22 protein-coding genes are annotated in these 24,256 nt (G+C 48.3%); 9 read left to right on the top strand and 13 right to left on the bottom strand.

Annotation, left to right across the window (positions count from 1 at the left end; translation table 11 throughout):
* The first annotated feature begins 58 nt into the window (after positions 1-58).
* A complete protein-coding gene (locus GCU39_RS18450) occupies positions 59-934 on the top strand; it encodes a GNAT family N-acetyltransferase (protein WP_152394862.1) in 876 nt (291 codons plus the stop codon).
* A gap of 208 nt (positions 935-1,142) precedes the next feature.
* Positions 1,143-2,828 (top strand): copper amine oxidase N-terminal domain-containing protein, encoded by a 1,686-nt coding sequence (locus GCU39_RS18445; RefSeq protein WP_193726540.1) that lies wholly within the window; start codon positions 1,143-1,145, stop codon positions 2,826-2,828.
* A 55-nt stretch (positions 2,829-2,883) separates the two neighbouring features.
* Here the strand turns inward: GCU39_RS18445 and GCU39_RS18440 are convergent, their stop codons facing one another.
* The gene (locus GCU39_RS18440; RefSeq protein ID WP_152394860.1) at positions 2,884-3,564 is read right to left on the bottom strand and encodes a formylglycine-generating enzyme family protein; all 681 of its coding nucleotides are present in this window, start codon (positions 3,562-3,564) and stop codon (positions 2,884-2,886) included.
* A 210-nt stretch (positions 3,565-3,774) separates the two neighbouring features.
* On the opposite strand from GCU39_RS18440, the gene scfA reads away from it, so the two are divergent.
* Together scfA and scfB are read left to right on the top strand one after the other, a co-directional pair.
* Positions 3,775-3,924, top strand: a complete 150-nt coding sequence (scfA, locus tag GCU39_RS18435) for a six-cysteine ranthipeptide SCIFF (RefSeq protein WP_083927148.1) — start codon at positions 3,775-3,777, stop codon at positions 3,922-3,924.
* A gap of 98 nt (positions 3,925-4,022) precedes the next feature.
* Complete coding sequence (gene scfB, locus GCU39_RS18430) at positions 4,023-5,414, top strand: thioether cross-link-forming SCIFF peptide maturase (RefSeq protein WP_152394859.1); 1,392 nt, start codon at positions 4,023-4,025, stop codon at positions 5,412-5,414.
* 82 nt (positions 5,415-5,496) lie between these two features.
* Here the strand turns inward: scfB and GCU39_RS18425 are convergent, their stop codons facing one another.
* The 10 genes from GCU39_RS18425 to GCU39_RS18380 form a co-directional block, all read right to left on the bottom strand.
* Positions 5,497-6,627 carry a beta-ketoacyl-ACP synthase III gene (locus tag GCU39_RS18425; protein ID WP_152394858.1) on the bottom strand — a complete coding sequence of 377 codons (1,131 nt, stop codon included), beginning with the start codon at positions 6,625-6,627 and terminating at the stop codon, positions 5,497-5,499.
* Between the two features lie 125 nt (positions 6,628-6,752).
* A complete protein-coding gene (locus GCU39_RS18420) occupies positions 6,753-7,301 on the bottom strand; it encodes a cupin domain-containing protein (RefSeq protein ID WP_152397316.1) in 549 nt (182 codons plus the stop codon).
* Positions 7,302-7,432: 131 nt separating this feature from the next.
* On the bottom strand, positions 7,433-7,825 hold the full coding sequence (locus GCU39_RS18415) for a DUF1259 domain-containing protein (RefSeq protein WP_152394857.1): 393 nt from the start codon (positions 7,823-7,825) through the stop codon (positions 7,433-7,435).
* 116 nt (positions 7,826-7,941) lie between these two features.
* Positions 7,942-8,790, bottom strand: a complete 849-nt coding sequence (locus GCU39_RS18410) for an AraC family transcriptional regulator (protein ID WP_152394856.1) — start codon at positions 8,788-8,790, stop codon at positions 7,942-7,944.
* Positions 8,791-8,861: 71 nt separating this feature from the next.
* Positions 8,862-9,608: a phytanoyl-CoA dioxygenase family protein gene (locus tag GCU39_RS18405; RefSeq protein WP_152394855.1), complete on the bottom strand. Its 747-nt coding sequence runs from the start codon at positions 9,606-9,608 to the stop codon at positions 8,862-8,864.
* Positions 9,609-9,762: 154 nt separating this feature from the next.
* Complete coding sequence (locus GCU39_RS18400; protein ID WP_152394854.1) at positions 9,763-11,451, bottom strand: S41 family peptidase; 1,689 nt, start codon at positions 11,449-11,451, stop codon at positions 9,763-9,765.
* A gap of 82 nt (positions 11,452-11,533) precedes the next feature.
* The gene (locus tag GCU39_RS18395; RefSeq protein ID WP_152394853.1) at positions 11,534-12,916 is read right to left on the bottom strand and encodes a HAMP domain-containing sensor histidine kinase; all 1,383 of its coding nucleotides are present in this window, start codon (positions 12,914-12,916) and stop codon (positions 11,534-11,536) included.
* Positions 12,913-13,593, bottom strand: a complete 681-nt coding sequence (locus GCU39_RS18390; protein ID WP_152394852.1) for a response regulator transcription factor — start codon at positions 13,591-13,593, stop codon at positions 12,913-12,915. The genes GCU39_RS18395 and GCU39_RS18390 overlap by 4 nt, the downstream gene beginning before the upstream one ends.
* A 42-nt stretch (positions 13,594-13,635) precedes the next feature.
* Positions 13,636-14,343, bottom strand: a complete 708-nt coding sequence (locus tag GCU39_RS18385; RefSeq protein WP_152394851.1) for a DNA alkylation repair protein — start codon at positions 14,341-14,343, stop codon at positions 13,636-13,638.
* 404 nt (positions 14,344-14,747) lie between these two features.
* Positions 14,748-15,452 (bottom strand): CPBP family intramembrane glutamic endopeptidase, encoded by a 705-nt coding sequence (locus GCU39_RS18380; RefSeq protein WP_152394850.1) that lies wholly within the window; start codon positions 15,450-15,452, stop codon positions 14,748-14,750.
* An 86-nt stretch (positions 15,453-15,538) separates the two neighbouring features.
* Between GCU39_RS18380 and GCU39_RS18375 the strand changes: the two genes are divergently transcribed.
* A complete protein-coding gene (locus GCU39_RS18375; RefSeq protein ID WP_076323509.1) occupies positions 15,539-16,285 on the top strand; it encodes a MerR family transcriptional regulator in 747 nt (248 codons plus the stop codon).
* A gap of 409 nt (positions 16,286-16,694) precedes the next feature.
* On the opposite strand, the gene rlmD is transcribed toward GCU39_RS18375, so the two are convergent.
* Complete coding sequence (rlmD, locus tag GCU39_RS18370; protein ID WP_152394849.1) at positions 16,695-18,176, bottom strand: 23S rRNA (uracil(1939)-C(5))-methyltransferase RlmD; 1,482 nt, start codon at positions 18,174-18,176, stop codon at positions 16,695-16,697.
* Between the two features lie 171 nt (positions 18,177-18,347).
* Between rlmD and GCU39_RS18365 the strand changes: the two genes are divergently transcribed.
* Both GCU39_RS18365 and GCU39_RS18360 read left to right on the top strand, forming a co-directional pair.
* Positions 18,348-19,328, top strand: coding sequence for an ABC transporter ATP-binding protein (locus GCU39_RS18365; protein ID WP_152394848.1), 981 nt, complete (start codon positions 18,348-18,350; stop codon positions 19,326-19,328).
* Entirely contained in the window at positions 19,325-20,443 is a 1,119-nt protein-coding gene (locus GCU39_RS18360; RefSeq protein ID WP_152394847.1) for an ABC transporter permease, read from the top strand. Before GCU39_RS18365 ends, GCU39_RS18360 begins: the two co-directional genes overlap by 4 nt.
* A 61-nt stretch (positions 20,444-20,504) precedes the next feature.
* Here the strand turns inward: GCU39_RS18360 and GCU39_RS18355 are convergent, their stop codons facing one another.
* On the bottom strand, positions 20,505-21,368 hold the full coding sequence (locus tag GCU39_RS18355; protein WP_152394846.1) for an alpha/beta fold hydrolase: 864 nt from the start codon (positions 21,366-21,368) through the stop codon (positions 20,505-20,507).
* A gap of 216 nt (positions 21,369-21,584) precedes the next feature.
* On the opposite strand from GCU39_RS18355, the gene GCU39_RS18350 reads away from it, so the two are divergent.
* Both GCU39_RS18350 and recQ read left to right on the top strand, forming a co-directional pair.
* Entirely contained in the window at positions 21,585-22,370 is a 786-nt protein-coding gene (locus GCU39_RS18350; protein ID WP_152394845.1) for a TioE family transcriptional regulator, read from the top strand.
* A gap of 78 nt (positions 22,371-22,448) precedes the next feature.
* On the top strand, positions 22,449-24,248 hold the full coding sequence (gene recQ / locus GCU39_RS18345) for a DNA helicase RecQ (RefSeq protein WP_152394844.1): 1,800 nt from the start codon (positions 22,449-22,451) through the stop codon (positions 24,246-24,248).
* Positions 24,249-24,256 lie beyond the last annotated feature (8 nt).

The following is a 24,256-nucleotide window of genomic DNA, read 5'->3' as shown; positions in this document are numbered from 1 at the left end:
GGTTGTATTCTAGTGAAAGATATGTGGATTTATTTCATTTGGATAGGGAGGGGCAACGATGCATGAACCTCGTTTGGTGAAAGACTATAAACAGCATGAAATGCTTAGGAAAAGTTTCGATGAACTAGCTGTTAAGACATTCGGAATCAGTTTTGAAGCGTGGTATCAGCATGGTTTTTGGAATGATCGGTATATTCCGTATTCATTCGCTATTGGGGACCAAGTGATTGCTAATGTCTCGGTGAACCTGCTTGATATTATGATCGACGGCGAAAATAGAAGCGCGATTCAAATCGGTACCGTCATGACGCATGAGGATTATCGAGGGCAGGGATTATCACGCCGATTAATGACCAACGTACTGGAAGATTTCGAGAACCAGTATGATGTGATGTATCTCTTCGCAAATGATGCAGTATTGGATTATTATCCGAAGTTTGGGTTCGAAGCGGTGGAGGAAGAGCAGTGTTGGATGGACTATTCGCCAAGCCGGAAGGAGCCTGCGGCTATTCGCAAGCTGAATGTGCATGATCCGGATGATCTGCAGTTCATTAATCATTTCGTATCCATAAGAATGCCGGTTTCGAAGCGGTTCGGAACCATACACACGCAAGGAATTTTTATGTTCTACGCTTTGAACATATTCAGCGATGATATGTATTATTTGGCGGATGAGGACGTTATTTGCGTGTATAAGCAAGAGAATGGCCATATGGAGATTTACGATCTGGTCCACATACGAGAGGTCAACACGCATTCGATTTTGGCGAAAATAGCAGGTATTGATACAGAAAAAGTCACATTCTACTATACCCCGGATGATCCTAGCCTTGAGCTGAAAAGGATTCGCTGCGAGAATGGGCTGTTTGTGAGGACGAATGGGAGAGTTCAATACCCGGTACATGTGAAGCATCCTGTGACATCGATCGCGTAAGCCATGTTGGATGGAAAAGGGGAGATCGAATTCGTCAGCAGTGAAATCTCATCTTATTTAAATCATGAATCGTTTCTCTTGAACGGCATACCTTACTGGGAATAATGTTATTTACTGAAAGCTGCAAAATAGGTCTGTTAGCGCCACACCAACAATAAAATGAAGGGGTAACCAAATGGAGGAAGGAGAGGTTTACCCTTTGTTAGAGATGAGGAACATTAAAATGTCCATCATCGTGATGGGCGCTATCATGCTTGCAGCGATATTCATGCTCTTGATCCCTTCGACGGCAGAATCCAAAGAAAAGCAGATCGAAGTATATACAGATCAACAGCCGGTTGCATTTTCCGTTGCTCCGCTAACGTACAATGGCACGACCTTGGTTCAGCTTCGGCCGTTGTTTGAAGCGCTCGGTATTGATATCGCTTGGGATCCACAGACGGAGACGATTAGCGGTAAGAAAGGAAATCAGACTTTTTCGCTCAAGCTTAACAGCAAAACAGTGCAGATTAACGGGAAGCCGGTTGCGCTAACGACGCCGGGTACAACGGTCAAGGGTCATACGTTGGTTCCGCTGCGGTTTGTCGGAGAAGCGACGGGAGCGGTCGTGGGCTGGAATAGTACGCAGCAAGTGATCAGCATCTATAGCGAGGAATTCATGAAGGTCAAAGGACTTACAAGGGCAGACGCGCAAGTCGAAGCAAATAAAGGTGTTCCAGTCGCAGGCCAGAGAGCTGCAGCTCGAGATTTCTATGCCCATTGGGAAATGGATGTGGGAGGGCTTCGCGGGTGCCCGAATCTATGCTGGGATTATTATTACTTCGTTAACGATAAACAGGTGGCTACGACATTGCCGGATGGCGGTATCGACGCTCTCGATTGCAACCGCGATGCGTGTCTTTCGTATGAAATTAAAGGCAATACGATCGCACTAAGCAATGGAAAATCGTATTCGTATAAAGTGGTGTCGGATACAGAACTGGAGATTGATGGTGATAAATATACGAAATACGCGCCAGCCAGCGGCTTGAAGCTGCAAGGCAAATACGAATCGTTCAGTTACTCATCAAGTGCTGGCAGTGGATTGGCAAGCTCGCTCACATATGTCTTCGCCAAAGACGGGTACTTCGCGGACAGCAGCTTCAACGGATTCACATCGGACGGTTCGGATTCAGGCGATAAATCCGGCATATCCACGAGGGTTATGTCTGAATCCAATGCCTCTGGAACATACACGATTTCGGATTATACGCTCTTGCTCAACTATAAGGATGGCATAACAAAAAAGCTGTTATTTTTCTTGCCCGAACAACCTAAGGTCAATATGCTGCGAATTGGCGGCCGTGATTTCCTGTTGAAAGAGGATCAAGACAGCGGAACGAAGAAGCCGCAAGAACAGCCTTATTCCGATCTGCTAACGACGCAAAATATTGCCGAGAAGCAGGTGCTCTTTACCTTCGAGCCCAAGCGAAGCGATCAAGTGAGTAACATCAAGATTACGCTCGAAGGATATCAATGGGCGAAGCTGAAGATCGATGCGGCACATAGCAGCTCTTTCTCGGGATTTGGGGATCAGGGGGTTGTTGCGTTAACAGCGAAATATCGGATCCAGAATGATTCGTCGGAATTGCTAAAGCTAAGTGATTTGGCTGTATTGCTCTCGTTGCCGCAATCGTCCGCGACGGTGAAGGCAACGCAAACGTTAGCGCCGAAGACTAGCGAGGTGTTACAAGCGGGCGAAAGCGTAGAGACGATGGCGGTTTTGCTTGTGCCAGCGAATCACTTCGATAAGAACAAAGATTTCGAGCTGAGATTTGGTCCGTTGTTGGATATGGAAGGGCAGGATCTATTTCAAGGGGAACGAATAGCCTTTCATATTTGGAAGAACTTATAGACGAGGCGGATAGACCTTAGAAGACACGGAAGCGATCTCCGTGTCTTCTCTATCGTTATATCGAACGGGCAAGACGGAAGCCAAGATCGTCGATACGGAGGGTGGGGTGGCTGCGTCTGCGGCACGTCGACCCGCATCCCCGGGCCTCTTCAGCCCAGCTGCCTCCACGGAAAATACGGTAGGTACCGTATACTTCGGTATCATAGAGATCATAGCACCATTCCCAGACATTCCCCAGCATATCGTACAACCCCCAGGCATTTGGCGCTTTTTGGCCTACATTATGACGTCTGCCTTCGGAATTATCATGATACCAAGCAATCTCATGCAGCTCTCCATATTGATAGGCCGTGGTTCCGGCTTTACATGCATATTGCCACTCGGCTTCGGTCGGAAGTCGATAACCGTTCGCTTCCTCATGCCAAGTGACATGCTCGCCATCTGAGCTTACGGAATAACAAGGTAGGAGTCCAGCTTGCTGCGAGAGTTGATTACAATACGCGATAGCCTCATGCCATGAGATATTGACGACAGGTGTCAGATCCTCAGCGGTTACGGAAGCGGGTTGACCTGTGACGGCAAGATATTGTTCTATCGTGACAGGATAGGGGGCGAGAAGAAACGGTTTGATCTCCGATCTCCATGTTTTCTTGATGCGATCGTCTCGCAATGCAACGTTTCCCCCAGGAATGTGCACCATCGGGTAGTCCACGTGATGCTTGATTTCATTGGACACTCATTCATCCTCCTATGATGTGATTCCACACATTTTAACCACTTTTTGGTATGAAATCAATACAAAATGATGGCGAGCGCGGGTGTGATCGATTTGATTGACGTACATCCACGGTCGTTGCTACCCTTGGAAAAGGAAATAAAGTGAATTCATTCACATTATATTCTGAACAGGGTTGAACCAATTGAATTGACAGAGGAGTTATTTAGGATGAAAAGAATCGTAACACTAAGCACACGTACACTGATGGATACGGCTAAGCACGGCGGATGCGGGGCATGCCAGACATCTTGCCAGTCGGCTTGCAAGACGTCCTGCGGCGTTGCGAACCAGCGTTGTGAGAACGCAATGAACAAATAGGTTTTTGGCATTTCATTCACCGCCCACTGCGCTGTCGATGGGCGGCTATTTTTTTGAACCGTGTCAATTTGCAGGCAAAAAGGAGTTTGATTCACAGAATGATTCATCAATATCAACTTAACGGATATAACATCGTGCTCGATACCTATAGCGGCTCGGTGCATGTGGTCGACGACTTGGCGTATGATGTCATTGCGTTGTATGAGCAAACGTCCCCGGACGAGATCTTATCCTTCATGCTGGAGAAATATGAATATGATCCGGCCATTACTGAAGAGAGCATTCGAGGCACCATTGCGGAGGTTGAGGAGCTGAAAAGCCAGGGGCAGCTATTCACCCAGGATCCGTATGAGGATCTCTCCATCGATCTGAAAAATCGTAAGACGTATGTGAAGGCACTCTGTCTTAATGTCGCGCATACTTGTAATTTGTCTTGCGATTATTGCTTCGCAAGCCAAGGGAAGTACAACGGCGACCGCGCGCTTATGAGCTATGAGGTTGGACAGAAAGCGATCGATTACCTGCTGGAACATTCGGGTCATCATCGCAACCTTGATATTGACTTCTTCGGTGGGGAACCGCTGATGGCTTGGACGGTGGTCAAGCAGATCGTGGCTTATGCAAGAAGCAAGGAGAAGGAATACAAGAAAAAATTCCGCTTTACCTTCACGACGAACGGCATGCTGCTGAATGATGAGGTTACTGAATTCTTAAATCAGGAAATGTACAATGTTGTATTAAGCTTGGACGGCAGAAAAGAGGTTCACGACCGACTCCGCACAACTGTGACCGGAAAAGGAAGCTATGATCATATCGTTCCGAAGTTCCAAGAATTCATCCGGAAACGCGGCGACCAAGAATATTATGTAAGAGGAACCTATACACGCAACAATGTCGATTTCACGAATGACATTTTCCATATCGCAGACCTTGGATTCGATAAAATCTCGATGGAGCCAGTCATTTGTGACCCGCGGGAGCCATATGCACTTACCGAGGAAGATCTCCCGGAGATTTACAATCAATACGAGATTCTCGCCAAGGAAATGATCGATCGGGACGAACAAGGTAGAGGGTTTACTTTCTATCATTACATGCTGGACCTCTCCGAAGGCCCTTGCATCCAGAAGCGCATCACCGGCTGCGGCTCAGGCACAGAATATCTCGCGGTCACGCCGTGGGGCGAGCTATTCCCTTGTCACCAGTTCGTAGGGGATGAAGCCTACAGCATGGGGAATCTCTGGGACGGGATCACACGGCCTGAGTTGCAGGGCCAATTCAAAGAGAGCAACTGCTATTCGAAGCCGGAATGCAAGGATTGCTGGGCCAAGTTGTACTGCAGTGGCGGCTGTCCGGCCAATGCCCTGCACGCGACGGGTTCCATCAACGGTATCTATGACTTCAGCTGCGACATCTTCCGCAAGCGAATCGAGTGCTCCATGATGGCGAAGGTTGCTGAGTCGATGCGAGCGATGGAGAATCACGGTTAGATCCATGCAAGAGGGGCTCCATCGTCAAAAAAATGACGGAGGAGCCCCTTTTCTTGTGAAAAAATTTAATAGAATAATAGCATTATGCAGGGCCTACGACGGTTAACATCATGATGGAGGTCTGAAATCGACCGCTCTCGGGCACGATGCACATCACTTGTTGGCCTTCTGAGAGATGGCCTTCGTTGAGCAGCTCTTCCAGCATGATATAGATCGAAGCTGCGGCTGTATTCCCCTTCGTATATAAATTCGTGAACCACTTCTCATTCGGAATCGTCACCCCGCCAGCCTCTAACAAGCGGAAAATTTCTTCCTTGAAAAAGTGCGAAGAATAATGGCAGACCATCCAATCTATCGCGTCCGGGTCAATCCGACCTTCCTTCACAAGCTCCAAGAACCGATTCGATCCGACCGTCGTAATCTCGTTGACCAGTCTTACATCTTGCTTCAGGTTCAGCGCACCGCGGTCTGCTGCTTCATGGATCGAGGCGTAATCGAGCCATGAAGGAATGCCATCCTCTTTGCTCATACCGGAATACATGCAGACATCGTATTGATTCGCATAGGATTTGTTATCGATCCATTCAATGCGAAGCGAGAGCTCTTTGGATGCAGGCGTATGCTGCAGAATGGCAGCACCTGAGCCATCCGACAACATAAAGCGCAGGAAGTCTGTATCAAATGGTACTCGGCTGTCGCTATAGATGCTCTGTGCTTCGAATTTCGTATGTTTAAATTCACGGCTCAGGAATTCACTGGCACAAGCAATCGCTGCTTCATGCTCTCCCGACTTCACTTGGAGATAAGCGGTTTTCATCGCCTGCATACCGCTCGCACACAAGCCTGCATGCGAAGAGACTTCCATCACCGGCAGATCGGCTTCCGCATGCACCATGCTGGCGAAGCCGGGGAGGAGTAAGTCGGCTCTCGTCGTGCCTGTCGCCAGGAATCCGATATCATGGGCGGAGACATCTTCGTTTCGCTCCAGTGCGTCGCGGATGGCGAGCGCTGCCATCTCTGCATTCGTGTACAGGCTTTTTTGCTCTTTATCCATCGCATAATAGCGAGCGCGAATTTGATTCTTCTCGAGAATAATGCGCTTGGTTTTGGAAGATTTGCCGCCAATTTTGCCAAGATAATCTTCAATCTCTTCGTTGCTGACAGGGGAGCCGGGTAGAAACTTGCCGATACTTGTAATGTAGACTGAATTCATAGGAACACCTCGCGTAGAATTATGTATATAATTGTTAATTATTATCGAAATTCTACGAAATGTAAAGTATTGGAATTAATAGAAAGACGAGCATAGAATAAAAAAGAGAGGGGACGGATCCCTCTCTACGCGTGTTCTGAGGCCATGGCCGCCGCTTTGGTCTCATGAATGGTTCCGAACGGATGCTCAGGCGGCGCGTAAATCGCGTATACCTTAAGCGGTTGATGTCCGGTATTGATGACATTGTGCCATTTCCCGGCTGGGACCATGATGGCATAACCGTCATAGGCATTTTGATGAAAATCTAGCCGATCTTTGTGATCTCCCATCATGACGAGTCCTTGACCCTCTTCAATGCGTATGAATTGGTCGGTATGTGGATGGACTTCGAGCCCGATGTCGTCACCCGGATTGATACTCATTAACGTTACTTGCAGGTGTTTCCCAGTCCATAATGCGGTACGGTAGTTATTGTTCTGCTTGGCTGCTTGATCCATATTCACGACGAGCGGATAAGGTCCATAATCTCGCAACACGATGGCTCTATCACACGTATTCTGGTTGCAAGTCCAAGGATAATAGGGGGGATGCGACGGATTGACCCACGGATTGTGATGTCGGTTGCCGGGCATTGGAGGATGCCATGAATAGTAACCGTATGTTCTAGTGTACATCATTTTTCTCCTCTCCTGATTTTCATTCGCCATTTATCCTATGCGCTAGCCTATGTACCGTTGAAGAAAATGGGCCATAGCCCAAAAAAAAGAGGAGCGTCACCGCTCCTCTTAACGATTTCTATTCAATCTCATGAATGTGCTGCATCCAGCGCCCGTTTCACCTTCCGTGCGAACGCGAGTGGTTTGTCTACAGCTTCGATGTTGACATAAATTAAGCGGGGACGATCGAATAGCCATTCGTTATGAACGGACGACACTTTGATACCTTGACCGCGAATGGCCGCGATGAACGGATCGACTTCTTTCTCTAAAAATGCCGCTCTTCCCAAACAAAGCGCTCTGCCCGTTCTTGCATTTAACGATTCGAATGAAAAAGAGGATGTGACGCGAAATCTCTTCCCTAAAATGGTTGCTTTGATTCGATTGCGATTAATGGTCGAGACACATTTTCCACCGGCAAAACCAGCTTGCCCCCCGATAATTCTCGAAAATTGATCGCAAAGCGATGTGCTGCTCCGCATATGACCTTGCCTCCTCCGTTTTCTTTTATGGTATGAGTACAAGGGGAGGAAGGAAGCGGCGTATGGCCTATGCTACGAGATAGTGCTCCATTTTGGTGAAGAAGTTCCGCTGCGCGTTATACTGTTCCGGAGTGATGGCGCATGTTACGTGGAGACATCTGATAACGGGTCTTAAATGCTCTTTCAAAGTAAGCCAACGTGTTGAAACCGGACGCATAACATATTTCTGTGATCGGGAGCCCCGTAGCACGGATCAGCGACTTTGCAAATTGCAACCTCAAGTCACGTACATAGGCCTGGAAAGTGATCCCTGTTTGCTTGCTGAAGCTTTCGCTGAAATAATTGGCCGACAAACCGGACAAGCGAGCAACTTCTTCCATAAGAATGGGTTCACGGAAATGGTTCTGCAAATAGACGATCGCCTTGCGGATTGACGGATGAACCGATATGTCTATTCCTCGCTGCTCGGTCTTTTCCAAACAGCCCCTTGAGAGATCAATCAAGAGCCGCTCGATGCAACCTTTAACGATGATTCCACTATGCTCTCGCCACACTGACGACTCGCGTAGTATTCGCTCGAATTCTCGTTCTGCATCCTCATATTCCTCGGATTCGAACGATCGAGCTAAGTTCTTATGGCATTCGAATAACTTGTCCGTAAGTTCATCCGAAATCATTCTTTCGGTAAAAATTAGATTGTATAATTGTACCGTCTGTCCAGGATCAGGAACGATCCGATGAAAATCGGTGGGCGTGAGAAGGAAAGCGTGTCCTCTCTCGATACGATGCGGGATCCCGTTAATCTCGTGAATGCCATTCCCCGATGCCACGAGCCCCAGTTCAAAAAATTGATGCCAGTGCGTATCGATCGTTACATTCAGCGTATGCTGATACATTCGGAAAGAAGTCAGGGAATCCATGTACTGATCGTTTAATAGTCGTTCGGGCGGGTATTGATATTTCACAGCAGGACTCCCCTTTTTCACTAAGTTACTAAGTTCCACTAGGGTTCGGCATCTATCATCCGATGAGAAGTTTAAGCATTCACAAACGTGCTGCCGGCCAAATCTTTCCCTCGTGCAAGCCACACCTTGAATCCTTGGTTACTCTCTGGGATCACCTTAGCTTCCGTGGAGAAATATCTCATCGTATAGCCGCATCGACGATACGGGCTCGAGTTCGCCGGAGCCCCGTGAATGATCCGGGAGTCATGAAGAGAGCATTCGCCTGGATTAAGCTCGAAGTACACGGCTTTTGATTCGTCGATCTTGCTTCTTTTGATTTCTGTTGAGAAAATATTCTGCCCCTCGTCCACGCTCTCGTATTCTGAAAATCCGTTCTGATGCGTACCCGGAATGACTCGCATGCAGCCATTCTCTTTATTGCTTCTGTCGATGGCCAACCATACTGTCACAATCTTGTCGTATCGCGACAATCGTCCCTTCCAGTATGCTGAATCCTCATGCCATGGCGTTTGTTTGCCGGTCAGAGGCTCCTTGGCGATAAAGTGGCTGGACCACAGACCAATATTCGGCCCGATGATTGGCTCTACCAGATCAAGTACCTCGTCAGCCAGCAGGAACTCAAGCAACCTTTCGTCTCGGAAATGCGGCGTATCTAACTCGCTGTTCAATTTTCGGCCGACCATCGCCCATTGTTCCTCGAAAATATCCGTTAATCTTCGCATTTTGTCCTGATCGAATAATGGTTTCCGATACAGCGCATATCCCATTTCTTTGTAACTTTGAACCTGATCTTCTGTAAGTCCCGAGCTTCCTGCCATACGTGATCTCTCCTTTATAACGAACGTGATGTTTCGATTATAAGGAGACCGGATGGAGGGAGGCTCATCTTTCGTTCGGAAAAAGTTGACTTTATTTCGGATTCTAACATCTCACATGTTTGCGCTTCAACCCAATCTGCCCTTTATCGATCGCCTAGCCATGGAATGAAGCTAACGCATAATTCAATTCCACATCCTGCCCTTCAATAACCTTCATCTTAAACGTTTGCTCATTCATGGGTACCATAATGTCAGGAGTCGCACCGCCTTGGCCGCGTTCATCGCTATCGCCTTGAATCGTTTTGTCTTGATTAAGGGACCTACCATCCGGAAACTGCACGACATATCCCCCCGGCATTTTCATTTTTATAGGAGCGGACACGATCCCGAACGAGCCGTTGGTAGATGTAAAGCCAACAATCTTCACATTGGGCATTCCTTTTAAGAATAAAGGTAAGCCTTCCCCCGAACTCGCAGTGTTTTGATTAATGAGGATGGCGATTTTCCCGGGATAGTAGATCTGCGCAGGATGAACGGTTCTGGTTTCGGCATAGTTGATTTCGAAACGTCCCGTGATCCGATTGTAGTAACTGACGTATTCATATAGCTTTTTCTCGTTCACGAAATGTCCCGCTATCCGAGTCACGAGGTCATCGTCTCCACCCGGATTATCCCGTAGATCGATGATGGTTCCCTTGACGTGTGCCTCTTGAAACTCTTTTAATTTGTCTTCCAGCGCTTGCGCGGGATCGGATTGCGTAGCTCCAGGAAGGAAATATCTGATTTTCACGTACCCGTATTCCTGCCCAAGGATCTCACCTTCTACAGGAAGATCTTCTTTCTTCAGCTTTACCTTCGTCTTCTTCAAGGTCTCATACTGATCGTCGTAGGCTGTAAGTGTCGCAGTCTTTATCGCCTGATCGTCTTGATTCCGATATTCGACTCGGATTACTGTACCGATCGGAGCTCTTGCCAAGAAACGCCCTTGGTTATGAATCCGATCTCCTTCGGTTGCCGACGGGTTCTCGCTCCAGGACGTTTGGGTCAATGCTTTCTGAACGTCGTTCCCATCCCACGATAAGATTTCGGCTCCGAGCTTGATTCCGCTTTTGTCGGCCGGGCTGCCTGTTAACAGCAGACTAACCAACACCTTGCCGTTATCCAGTTGCACGGCGCTAATACCGAATCCGCTGCCTACCTCCTTCTTAAATGCGGAATTATCGTACAGATTTTCGTTCTCGATTTTGATATGACCGTCACGGAAAGAAAAGAGGTAATCTCTTAATGTTTTATAGTAAAGATTCGGATCTTGCTTGATTTCCGCTTGGAGGAATAGAGGTTCATATTTATTTCTAATGGCTTCCCAATCGATTTTTTTCCAGTCTCCAAAAGGATATTCGGCAGACAACCTTTTGTTCATCGCGAGGAAGGCTTGGGAATAGCTCATTTGGCTTAAATCGCTCACTGGATTGTATCGAACTTCACCTGCAATGTTCAATGCGAATAGCGAAGGCAGGGTACTCAGAACACATACGATAACCATGACGGTCCGAAATCTCGGTGACATCGGCTTAAGGACCGGTTTAAAGATGCTTCTAACGGTGCATAAGAAAAGGATGGCCGTAGAGGAGTAAAACAATAGCGCCAATATAGAGGTATCGCCGCTGAGCAGGCTCATAACCGAAATGATGACACCGATGCTCGGAATAAAATCATACAACCGATTATTTTTGAGAAGGGGCAACGCATACCGTAGTAAGACGAACAAGTTTAGCGCACCTAAAATCATTTCCCAGACTGTCAACCATTGTAATGAATCCAACATATCTTGAATAAAGTTCATCGTTCCTATTCCTCCGATCGATTTGATGGGTATGCAGTGATCGTAGTGGAGAAATATGAACGGAGCGTGAACTCATTTTTTATTAGACGAAATCGGAAAGAGGGGTAGTGGGGAGCGTCACGGTGAACGTTGTGCCCAGACCAACCGTACTACTCACCTCTATACTTCCGCCATGGAGAGCAACGATTTTGTGGGAGATGGCAAGACCGAGACCATTGCCGTTCCGATCTTCGGCCCGCGACTTGTCAACCTTGTAAAAGCGCTCAAAAATAGAGGTTAAATCCTCCGGTGCAATGCCGATTCCGGAATCCCTTATTGCAACTTCAATCTTATGGCGATCGGGGCGGCTGATCCCAATGAGGACTTGTCCGGCACGGGGTGTGAACTTGATGGCATTCCCGAGCACATTCATCCACACTTGATTGAGTTGATCCCGATCGGCCGTTATGCTGACGCCGGCACCCGAAGGAGACTCGATATCGACGCGAATGTTTTTGGCTGACCACTGGGGCTCGCACGCGATGATGACTCGCCGGATTTGCTCATCGAGGTTGAACGATTCCATCTCGAACGGGTGATGATCCGATTCGAGGGAAGTCAGCTTCAGCAGATTATCGCTGAGTCTGGACAGCCTGTCGCTCTCGGTGACGATAATATCCAAGTATTGCGCACGATCGTCCTCCGCAATAGTAAGATTGCCATCCTTCAACGCCTTCGCGAATCCGGAGATGGAAGTTAACGGCGATTGAATTTCATGAGACACGTTCGAGACGAAATCTTGTCGCATTCGCTCCATTTGCTTAATTTCCCGAGCCATGTCGTTAATGCTCCGCGAGAGAGTTCCCAGCTCGTCTCCGCGATTGATTTTCAACTCCACCTCGAAGTCTCCTTTGGCAAGCCGCTTCGTCGCTTCCGTCATCGCTTGAAGAGGCTTCACCAGGAATCGGCCGGCAATGAGAATACACAGGCTTCCGAATGCGAGCATGAGGAGCAGAATGGTGAAGAGCAAACGGATGATCGTGATTTCGTTCTTGGATGAGCTATGCAAAAAAAGAGCATATTGCTTTCCTCCTGAAGAAAATGGAAGGCCGACGAACGTTTCGTTATCATCCCCTTGCGAACGATACAACTCACCGTGCAGTACTTTGCGAACGGATTCTGGATTAATTTCTTCGGCCTTCTGGCCTTTGGTTGGTACATAGGCGTTCGCCCTGCCATTGCGGTCGTAAAGCTGCAAGGTATAGGAGGACAATTCGGCCATATTATTCATGAAAGCATCCAAATCCGGAGGATTCGTTTGTTCGTACTCGCGTTTCATGCGGTCGCCGGCCACGATCATATCATTTTTTCCTGTGTCATTTAGATCGTTCTGGAAAAGAGTAAGGGCGAGGAGAAGGGATGAGATCAAGCTGATGACGATGACAGCCAGAAAAGTCAGCACGACGCGAACGTATAACGTTTTCATCCCGGATTCACCACCAGACGATAGCCGATGCTTCGTGCCGTTTCAATGCGAAAATGGCGGACGTCCCTGGCAAAGCGTTCTCGCAGTCTCTTGATATGCACGTCGACGGTTCGGTCGTCGCCTTCGTAGTCCATGCCCCAAATTTGGGTAATCAGCTGCTCTCTCGTAAAAATTTGCCCCGGGTGGCCGGCAAGCATGAACAGCAGTTCGAATTCTTTTAGAGGTAAAGCCAATTCCTCGTCTCCCCGTGTGACCTTATACGTTTTCCGATTCAGTACGAGTTCACCCAATGGGATGATCTGGGACGAGGCAATACGGTATCGCTTCAGTAACGCTTTAACTCGCATCACAAGCTCAATCGGATCGAACGGCTTCGTTATATAATCGTCGGTCCCGAGTTGGAAGCCTTTTATCTTTTGACGCGATTCGCTCTTAGCCGTTACCATCAGGAGCGGCATGTCGGGATTGCTTTTCCGAATCTCTCTGCACAAGTCCCATCCGTCCATATGCGGCATCATAATGTCGAGGATAACCAGATCGATACCTGAACCTCTGATGATGGCATGCGCATCGATGCCGTTATCCGCTTCGGTCAGATCGAATCCTTCATTCTTCAAATAAAGGCGCAACAGGGCGCGAATGTGCGGATCGTCGTCCACGATAAGAATCTTGACCATATAAATAACCTCCATTGGAAGCTATAGACTAACTTTTTGTACTTAACATCTCACATGTTTGCGTTTGAACCCAATCTGACCTTTATCGATCGCCTGTTGAATCCGATCAGAAGCGACTAGGAATTTGCTTTTCTTCTTGTCCTTGTCGACTTCAACTGGACCTACTTCTTGTGCAATCTTAACTGCCAGCTCATGGAGCGGCTTATAGGATACACCTACGGTGTAGATGAAATTGTTCATCGCATATCTTGCACGCTCGGGCGCATCGTGGATCGTATTCTTGGCGAGATCAAGCAGGTTGGCCATTTTAGCTTCATCAAATTGATCGTCCTTGCGATTCCCCAGAAGCCAGCAGTAACAACTCCAGCCCGCCGACATTTTCAGCTCTTCGCCGCTTGCGATCCATTTGTCGGACACTTTTTGCGCAATATCGGTTTCCGCCAAGGTGACGGCAACGACGAAGTCCGACAGCATGTAGAAATAGGCGCCATCGATCCAACGCTCGAAATCTGCTTCTGTCATCGCTTTGGGATCCGCAATGATTCCGGCAAAGTACATGGCGTCGTAGTTTCCTGTCGCGTACAGCTCTTCAGCCAATGGCTGATTGATCTTAATTTGTTTGAATAGGGGCTTCATTTCGCCTGTAGCTACACCAAATAGAGGTTCGTGCGCACCGTTGGATATATACATTTTCTTGAGTCGTTCTTTCCCAAGAGCTTCAAGCTCCTGCATCACCACTTCTAGATTCAATGGTTTATCTCGCCCCTTTTTTATTGTAATGAAGTCGAAATCCACAGCTACACGTAGCTTACTTCGTACAGTATTTTTTTCGATTATAGATTATCTTACCACGCCTAGTATCTGATGATGAAGTTAGGTACTTTACCATACTGAAATGGGCAGCAAAAAAGAGGGGTTCTCTGCCCCTCTTTGCTAATTCCGCTAAAATTTTCTTCTAATGCCTTTCAATCATATAGATATAGTAAATGGTAAATACAAAACCGAGCAAAAAGGGCTACCAAATGGCAGCCCCACTTATAATTCATCTCTTCTAATCCTAAACTCTACTAGCCATGTGATGAGTCCCGTCTCATTTGTCGTCATTGCCTCGAAGTGCTTGTTTACGAATTAGGTAACTCTTTTTCTTTCTCCCGTTACATTACCAGAGTCAATAATAAAAATAGTCCATTTGTTAAGCCATGTACCCATACTGCCGGCCAAACAGAATTTGTTCGTTCATACGCCCATGCAAATATGATCCCCCCAAGAAAATTCGCAGGCATCGCGTTATAGGTAGGAATATGGACTATCGTAAAGAGACTCGCACTCAAAAACATTGCCCAACCAATGCCTAATCGGGTTCGCAGCCAGCGATAGATAAAACCGCGATAGAATATCTCTTCGTATATAGGTGAGATGATCACTGCTGATGCAAACGCAATGAATACACTGAAGACCGTAACATTCTGCTGAATTGATTCCGTCTTAGAATTTTCAAATGTATTGCCGATATAGCTGGTAAGGATCATTACGATGGTGCTGCCTATAATCAGCAAGAACGTCCATAACAGAATTCGCCACCAATCCTTCGCAGGAAAGGATCTTAAACCCACTTCACTCCAAGAAAGCTTTTTAGGACGTAGCCCTATGAAATACACTCCCAGCATTAATACTATTGCTATTGTAAGCCCTGTCAATGTTCCTGAATACAGCTCATTTCCAAGCCATTGCGCATATACGGGTTTTACTACAAATTTAATAAATCCGATAACAAATACAAACTCTAGCAACAGCAAAGCTACAAACTCTTTCCATGTCCAATTATCCCTTTGTTTCCAATGCGTTAAGTGATCAGTCATTCCCTTACCCCTTTGTCTCTGTGATATAATTCAAATATATTGGGTGACGCTACGTCACCTGCAAGCATTTTTTTTGGAGGAATATCATGAGTCATTGGACAACAGGACAAGTATCCAAACAAAGCAATGTTTCTGTAAGAACACTTCGCTATTATGATCAAATTGGGCTCCTTACACCTAGCTTTAAGGACGAAAGCGGACGCCGTTGCTATTCCGAAGAAAACTTGTTTACTTTGGAAAAGATCACACTTCTAAAATCTCTCATGCTTCCACTCGAAGAGATTCAGAATTTATTGGATAAGCTATCCTACCGAGAAATACTAAAAGCTCACTATAATCATCTTCAAGAACAACTTTCTTCGCTCCAAACTAGCATCTCCAATACGACCTCGCTCATCAACATGTTTGATCTTGAGGGAGAATTATCGTGGAAACGAATTTCACATTTAGTACAGACAGCCAAACATAATTCGAAAAAATGGATTGAATATTTTGAAGATGACGAGAAGGATTTTTTAGAACAAGTGCTTCCTAGTCTTAGTAAAAGCGACCGAATCACCCAACAATATATTTCACTATTACGGAGAATTGAATGGTGTCAGCAGCATAGCATATTACCTGAATCTGAAGCTGGCTATCAGATTGGTTGTGAGTTGATTGCAGTTTCCAATGATACATTTGATGGAAATGAAGAGTTAATGAATAAGTTTTGGGAAGTAAGAAAAATGCCGTCAGAGACAACTGGACTGTATCCTATAACAGATCAATCACTGGAATTTGCAGAACGTTGTATTATCTATGCAGAGCAATTGCTGAATAAAGAAAATGAATGATTGGTTTCTTAACACTATAGATCTGAGTGATTCCTTCATCCACCAATGATCATTGTTGCATATATCCTCAGCAAACTATGTGGATGTAACAGAAAATGCTGCCGATAATTGATATGCTCCCCTTACGGTAGACAGGTGGAATAAAAAAAATATGGTACGTCAGAGAAACTCGTTATCTATGGTGAAGTCGAGAGTGGGAAAAGTGGTGTTAAGACTGCAACCAAGAAATACGGTATCAGCAAACCTGCTTCTGCGAAATCCTGGAATGAAGAGAGCAAACAACAATGGCATTTCCAGTGCCTACAGTTTCAAGTATCTTCCATGAACTCGGGTACTTATAAAAAAAAGCCCAAGCAAGTGACTGCTTGAACTTTACAGAAAAACATTAGGTTAATGTGGCTCTAAATCACTATGTTCTCACGAGCGACACACAGCATTCAACATGACTCGTCTGCGGGAACATGTCCACTGGCTGCACCCATTGCAGCTCGTAGCCGCCCTCGATCAGCTGCTTGCAATCCTTCGCGAGCGTCGAAGGGTTGCACGAGACGTAGACAAGCTTCTTCGGCTTCGTCTGCGTGATGGCACGCAGCAAGCGGCTATCGACGCCTGTACGCGGCGGATCGAATACGACGACGTCAGGCTGGAAGCCTTGCTTCACCCAACGCGGGAGCAGTTCTTCGGATTTGCCGACGTAGAAGTTCGCGTTCGTACGGCCGCTGCGCTCAGCGTTGCGCTTCGCATCCTCGACAGCCTCAGGGATGATCTCGATCCCGCGCACTTCACGCGCATACGGCGCAAGCCACAACCCGATCGTTCCTGTGCCGCAGTAGGCATCGACCACGGTCTCACGCCCCGTTAACCCCGCAGCGACGCGAACGGCTTCGTACAATTTGACCGTCTGCTCCGGGTTCAATTGGAAGAAAGCTCGCGGCGACAGCTCGAACTGTAAATCGCCGAGCGAATCGTTGATCGTCGGTCTGCCCCATAGAATATGCGTCTTATCCCCGAAGATTAAGGAAGTCTTCTGCGTGTTAATATTATGCGCGATCGTCGTGACCTGAGGGAGAACGCGGCGAATTGCGGATACGATGGCCTGCGCCTTCGGCATTTTCTCCGATCCCGTCACAAGTGTCACTTGCAATTCCCCTGATTGCTGTCCAGCACGCACGACGATATTGCGAATATATCCCTCATCCCCACCGCGAGCTTTGAATACAGGAATATGCAGATCCATCAGAATGCCTTTGATCGTATCAACGGCTTGGTTCACGGTTGGATGCTGAATGGCGCATCCCGTGATATCCACCAATTGATGCGAACCCGCCTCATAGAGGCCTGCAATCATCTGATCGCCTTGGAATCCAAGCTGCAGTTGGGCTTTGTTCCGATATTTCCACGGGTTATCCATGCCGAGAATGGGCTTGATCTTCACATCAATCCCTTGCGTATAGCGGTTGAATGCTTCGCGAACGATATCCTCTTTTGCTGACAACTGTCCTGCATACGAGAGATGCTGCAGCTGACAGCCGCCGCAACGATCATAGACAGGGCAGTCCGGTTTGATGCGTGCAGCAGATTTTTTCTCAATTTCCATCAGCTCTGCGATGATGAAGTTCGGTTCGATCCGCTTGACCTTCGCGCGCACGACTTCCTCAGGCAATGCCCCATCAACAAATACGGCTTTACGACGGAAATAACCAACGCCTTCGCCGTTAATGCCGATCCGTTTGATCGTGACGATAATGCGCTCGCCGATACTGACGAGCTCAGCGGACTGGTCGCCTCTCGTGGATGGTCTTGGCTTCTGCCCACCGGCGGCTAACGGTCGTTTCTGTTCTTTATGAAAAGGGGGTTTCTTTTTCGAAGATTGTGGTAGTTTCTTATTCATTTCAGTTCGCTCCAATTGTCGATTCAAGTACTATGGGACTCACTATACCATGTAGGACGCGGAATTGCTATGGAAGAGCATTCTATCTGAACTGTTCTCTTGTGAACCTCAAACCGCGCGTATTATACTATACGAGGTAAAGTTTGGTAAATCTCAAAAGGAGGGAACCCGGTGACTTCAAATCTACAGCAGCATCGCGATCAGAATGAGACAATTATTGATGTGCAAGGCTTGCGTAAACGGTATGGTTCCTTTACAGCGGTAGACGGCATCGATTTTCAGGTGCGCAAAGGCGAGATCTTCGGGCTTCTCGGACCGAATGGCGCAGGGAAGACGACGACCATGGAGATGATCGAAGGGCTCCGGCAGCCAGATGAAGGCAGTGCGAAGGTTGCAGGTTATGATACCCGGACGGATCTTGGCAAGGTGAAGACGGTCATCGGCGTGCAGCTGCAATCGACGTCATTGTTCGAGCTCTTAAAGGTCAAGGAAATTACGAAGATGTATGCCAGCTTCTATGAGCATACGGTGCCGATCGGCCCGCTGCTTGCGAGTGTCACGCTCGAAGAGAAACTCAATGATCGGGTGAAAAATCTATCCGGCGGGCAGAAGCAGCGTCTAGCTATCGCCTTGGCACTGGTGAATGATCCCCAGGTTGTGTTCCTTGATGAACCGACGACAGGGCTCGATCCGCAAGCGCGCCGCACGCTTTGGGATATTATTCTGAAAATGCGCGATAACGGCAAGACAGTCGTCATCAGTACGCATTACATGGATGAAGCGCAGCTGCTCTGCGATCGCATTTGCCTGATGGATCAGGGGAAAATTATTGCGCTGGATACACCGCGGAACCTCATTTCGAATATGAACTCAGAGAGTGCGGTTGAATTCCGTATTCCTGAAGAATTAAACTGGCACGATGAACGGAAGGAACAGCTGCTGAGCGAACTCCAGACACTTAGCGGGGTACGGATCGCAGAGTTCCGCAAGGATACGTATGTGCTCTATACGGACGATCTTCAACAGACCCTGACGGACTTCATTGAACACTGCAAGTTGCAGGAAATTCAGTTCGCAGACTTATTGACGCGAACAGCGACGCTAGAAGATGTCTTTATCCATATGACTGGAAGGAGCTTGAGAGAAGAATGAGAGCCTATGGCCAATTAACGATCGCGCAGCTCCGGTTATTCGGACGCAATAAGCAAGTGTTGTTCTTCACGTTGTTCTTCCCCGTCTTCTTTATGGTGATGTTCGGCTATCTGTTCAGCAACAATGGGAGTCTAGGTATTTATGGCGGTCTGATCGATCTGGATCAGACGACGGAATCGAGAGCGTTGGTGGCCGCAATGGATCAGCAGAAGGAAGTGTTGAAGCTGGACCGGGAGACACCGCAGCAAGAAGCAATGGAGAAACTTCGTCAGGGCGATAATCAGATGGTCATCGTCATTCCCAAAGGCTACGGCGAAAAGTTGAATAAGGCGATGGCCTCCCCAGAGGCTGCCGCAGCGGAGCATGGCTATGTCGAAGTATACTATGACGAGACACAAGCCCAGAAGTCCGGGGCAGCGTTGAATGCCGTATCCCAAGTCGTCGACGGGATCAGCAAAAGCTTCGTCAAATATAATCCGGTGGTGACCATCGAACCGAAGGGTATCGAATCGCTGAATCTCAAATATATTGACTTCCTCGTCCCGGGGATCGTCGCGATGATGATCATGTCGAACAACTTGAACGGCGTCGCTGGTCAGATCGCTTCCTGGCGGGAACGCGGCGTACTGCGCCGGATGCAGAGCACGCCGCTCCAAGCGTCGACGTTCATCGCCGCGCAGATTACGGCACGGCTGATCTTGAACGGGGCACAGGCGCTCATCCTGCTGCTGATCGGTTCCATTGGATTTGGCACGCAAATGAATGGGTCCTGGGCGCTGTTGCTCGGCTTCGTTATCATCGGAACGCTCGCGTTCATGGCGATCGGATTCATTATCGCGGGACTCGCGAAGACGCCGGAGAGCGCAGGCCCTATTGCAGGCTTCATCTCTTTCCCGCTGATGTTCCTCGGCGGCGTGTTCTTCCCGATACAGAGCATGCCGGCTTTCCTGCAGCCGATCATCAAGGCGCTGCCGATTGCCCATCTCAGTACGGCGCTGCGTCAGATAATGAATGTCGGCGCAGGAATCACGCAGCTGTGGAGCGAAGGGTTGCTCCTGTGCGCTTGGATGATTGTCGCATTTATCGTGGCGAGCTTTACATTTAAATGGGAGTAGATATTGGCCGAGAAGACCTCCATTCACATGGACACGACACATGTGGGTGGAGGTCTTCTTATCATACGCTTACGTTCCGATCTAACCAAGGACGGAGGATCGGCAGCACATTCGAAGCTTGCATAGCTTGTGTATGGTCAAGTCCTTCCAGCACAGCGACGTCCCATCCGTATGCCTCAAGTTCATGGCGCCGATCGATCAGGGGACTGATGATGTCGACGAGGACACCGCCCCATTTTGGGCTGTATGCAATCTTGTCTGCTGTACCGGCAAAGCATAGTTTAGGGCAGGCAATCAACGATTGTGCAGCACGGTCATCGAATGTCCGTAAGCTCTCATACAGGGTAACGAATTGCCGGGTTTGTTCCGCGTTCATCGTCACTTCAACCTGTGACCAATCAACATCGTCTGGGCTGCCACCCCATGGTTCAGCGGTCTTGACATTCGAGGTCGTCTTAGGGGTGAGGGACATATCATACGTCGCTTGCGTTACAGCCAGCATTGCCTCGTAGGGTCCGTCGATTGGTGGGTATCCGCCCATGATTAGGCCAGAGAGTCGGTTTGTGCGAATAGCAAGCTGCATGCCGCTAAGCGCCAGCCAGGAGTATCCATAATAGGCGAATGTATCAGCCTCTGCTGTGTTTGCAATGGCTATGAAGTCTGCTGCAATGTTCGCAGGGGTAAGCGTATCAGGTTTTGCATGCTTAAATACATGACCTTCGTAGTCGAAGGCAATGACGCGATAGCTGTCGCGGAGGCCATCGACGAAGGACCTCCCTAGAGCGGGATCGACGCCCCATTTCATCATTTCCTCTGCCTGTGCGCCTTCAATCTTCTGTGTATTAACGGGGAGCAGCAAACTAGGCCCTTCTCCTGCTACATCAATCTCGATCCGATTTCCATCATGCATTTTTGCTTGGATCATCTCAAGTCCTCCTGTCGACATAAATCGTTACAGTAATTACTCTACTACATTGATGCAAGTGAGAAGGTATCCATAAATTGAACTTGATGTAACGAGAAATGATATTCAAGAAGCATCTCAAAGCACTTTAAAGTTTTAATTGAAGGTTTGCATCAAGCGTTTCCTTAAGGTAACGTAAAGGTCAATAAGTGAAATGAAGAGCGGGTGAGATCAGCCATGCAGGGGCAAGAATATTACAAACCTATCGAGATTGCGAGAGAGCTACGAATAAGTACAAGTGCCTTAAGGCATTACGAATCGTGGGGGGTGATTCCTGCCCCGGAACGATCGGAGAATGGGTATCGCAGGTATACCCAGGTTCATTTGGCTTATTTTCGTTGTCTTCGAGCATTAATTCCCGGATTTGGCTTCAAGTTGACCTATGAGGTACTACGATATATTCAACAGGCTGAACTTAACAATGCGCTCTGGCTGATCAATGAAGAGCAGTCGAAGCTGCAAGAAGAGAAACGAAGTGCGGGACAGATGTTAGCCCTGCTGCAGGATCCGGAGCTTCAGGTCGTACAAGGCAAACCGATGAAGGGGCTGATGACGATTGGGGAAGCGGCTGCAATAACCCATGTGCAGGCTTCAGCGATCAGGCATTGGGAGAAGGAAGGATTGCTGAATCCTGTAAGGAATCCGGACAATGGATACCGGCTCTATTCGCCAATGCATGTGAGACAGATTCTCCTCATTAGCACGCTGCGGAAGACGGTGTATTATCTGGACAAGATGAAAGAAATTGTTCAGGCCGTCGAACACCATAGCTTAGAGAAAGCAAAAGCCGTCGCGGAAGACGCACTCCTTCGCATTCATCGGTTGAATCGGCAGCAATATATGGGCGTGTACCAACTGATGGCGTTATGTATGACCGTTGGTCTGACGGGGGAAGAGGAGGAAGCACATCTGATGATTCACTACACGTTCGATCAGGATCGTGACTCGCAATCTCCGCTCTAACCTCGTTCGAAAATGAGCGACTGCGTATAGATTGTGGTAAAATAAAGAGATGAAGATCACAGTCATGGGAGAGATTACATGTTTAAGCAAGCTGAACAGGCTTTGCAGCGATATTACGGATACCCGACCTTCCGAGAAGGACAGAAGAAGATTATTGCCAGTCTTCTCGAAGGTCATGATACGCTAGGCATTATGCCGACAGGCGGAGGAAAGTCGATTTGTTATCAGATTCCAGCCGTGCTCTATCCTGGAACAACGCTCGTGATTTCGCCACTGATCTCCTTGATGAAGGATCAGGTGGATGCCCTGAATGAAGTCGGAATCCCGGCAGCGTATATCAATAGCTCGCTAACGGCGCGTGAAGTGAACGAGCGGCTATCGGCAGCACAGCGCGGTGAGTTGAAGCTGCTCTATGTTGCTCCGGAACGGCTTGAATCGGATTGGTTCTGCCAACGCGTGGACTCGCTCGATATCTCATGTGTTGCGATTGATGAGGCGCACTGCGTGTCTCAGTGGGGACATGATTTCCGGACGAGCTATTTGGCGATCGCGCCATTCGTGCGCAGTCTGCGGACGAGACCGATTCTAGCGGCATTCACGGCGACAGCGACGCCGGAAGTGACGCAGGATATGGCAAGGCTGCTCGAACTAACCGATGCGAATCTATTCGTCACGGGATTTGGACGGGACAACTTGGCAATGCAGGTGCTTCGCGGTGAGAACAAGCGGGACTTCGTGATGAACTATGCGCAGACGCATGCTTCCCAGCCGGGCATTATTTACTCAGCAACGCGTAAGGATGTGGACGAGCTGCATACGGCGATGCACCGTAAAGGTCTGAATGTCGGCAAATATCATGCAGGACTATCGGATGAGGATCGCGCGCATAACCAAGAAGCTTTTATATATGACGACATTCGGGTCATGGTAGCGACGAATGCATTCGGCATGGGGATCGATAAGTCCAACGTTCGTTATGTCATTCACTACAATATGCCGAAAAATATGGAGGCCTATGTCCAAGAAGCGGGCCGTGCGGGACGCGATGGCGAATCAAGCGAATGCATCCTGCTCTTCGGTCCTCAAGATATCATTACGCAGAAGTTCTTAATTGAGCAGAATATGCAATCGCCCGAACGTAAATCGAATGAATATCGCAAATTGCAGACGATGGTGGACTACTGTTACACACCGAAATGCTTGAATATCGCGATCCTCGATTATTTTGAAGATCAAGGTGAACGCAAGCCTTGCGGCATCTGCAGCTCGTGCAAGGACGAACGAGAGCTCGTTGACATTACGATTGAAGCGCAGAAAATCTTCTCTTGCATCCACCGGATGCGCGAACGGTTCGGCGTATCGATGATTGCCGGCGTATTGCGGGGATCGGCAAACAAGAAGGTGCTGCAGTACCGGTTCGACCAGCTACCAACCTACGGCGTGATGCGCAAATCGACGGACAAGGAGATCAGCGACCTGATCAATGTCCTAATTGCCGAAGGATATCTGACGCTTGCGGAAGGCCAATATCCGGTTGTCAAAATCGCGCCGCTCGCGGTTGAAGTGCTCAAAGGACAGCGGCAAGTGTTCCAGAAGGTGCACAAGCAGCCGGAAGCCGCACCGGGTTCGCTGGACGAGACGTTATTCGAGCAGCTTCGCCTCATTCGCCGCGATTTGGCTGCGAAAGCCAAGGTGCCGCCTTATATTATTTTCAACGATGCGACGCTGCGTGAGATGGCGGAGATGTGCCCGGCAACGGAACAAGCGATGCTCCGCATCAAAGGGGTCGGGGAGCAGAAGTTCCGCAATTACGGTGCGCCGTTCCTGCAATTTTTCCAAGAGAAGAAGATGCAGGAGAACTATGAGTTTGAAGACTAGAATGGCTA

The organism is Paenibacillus guangzhouensis, from assembly GCF_009363075.1.
GTDB classification, from domain to species: domain Bacteria; phylum Bacillota; class Bacilli; order Paenibacillales; family Paenibacillaceae; genus Paenibacillus_K; species Paenibacillus_K guangzhouensis.
The sequence above is the reverse complement of the archived record's forward strand: the minus strand, read 5'-3'. Positions and strand labels throughout refer to the sequence as shown.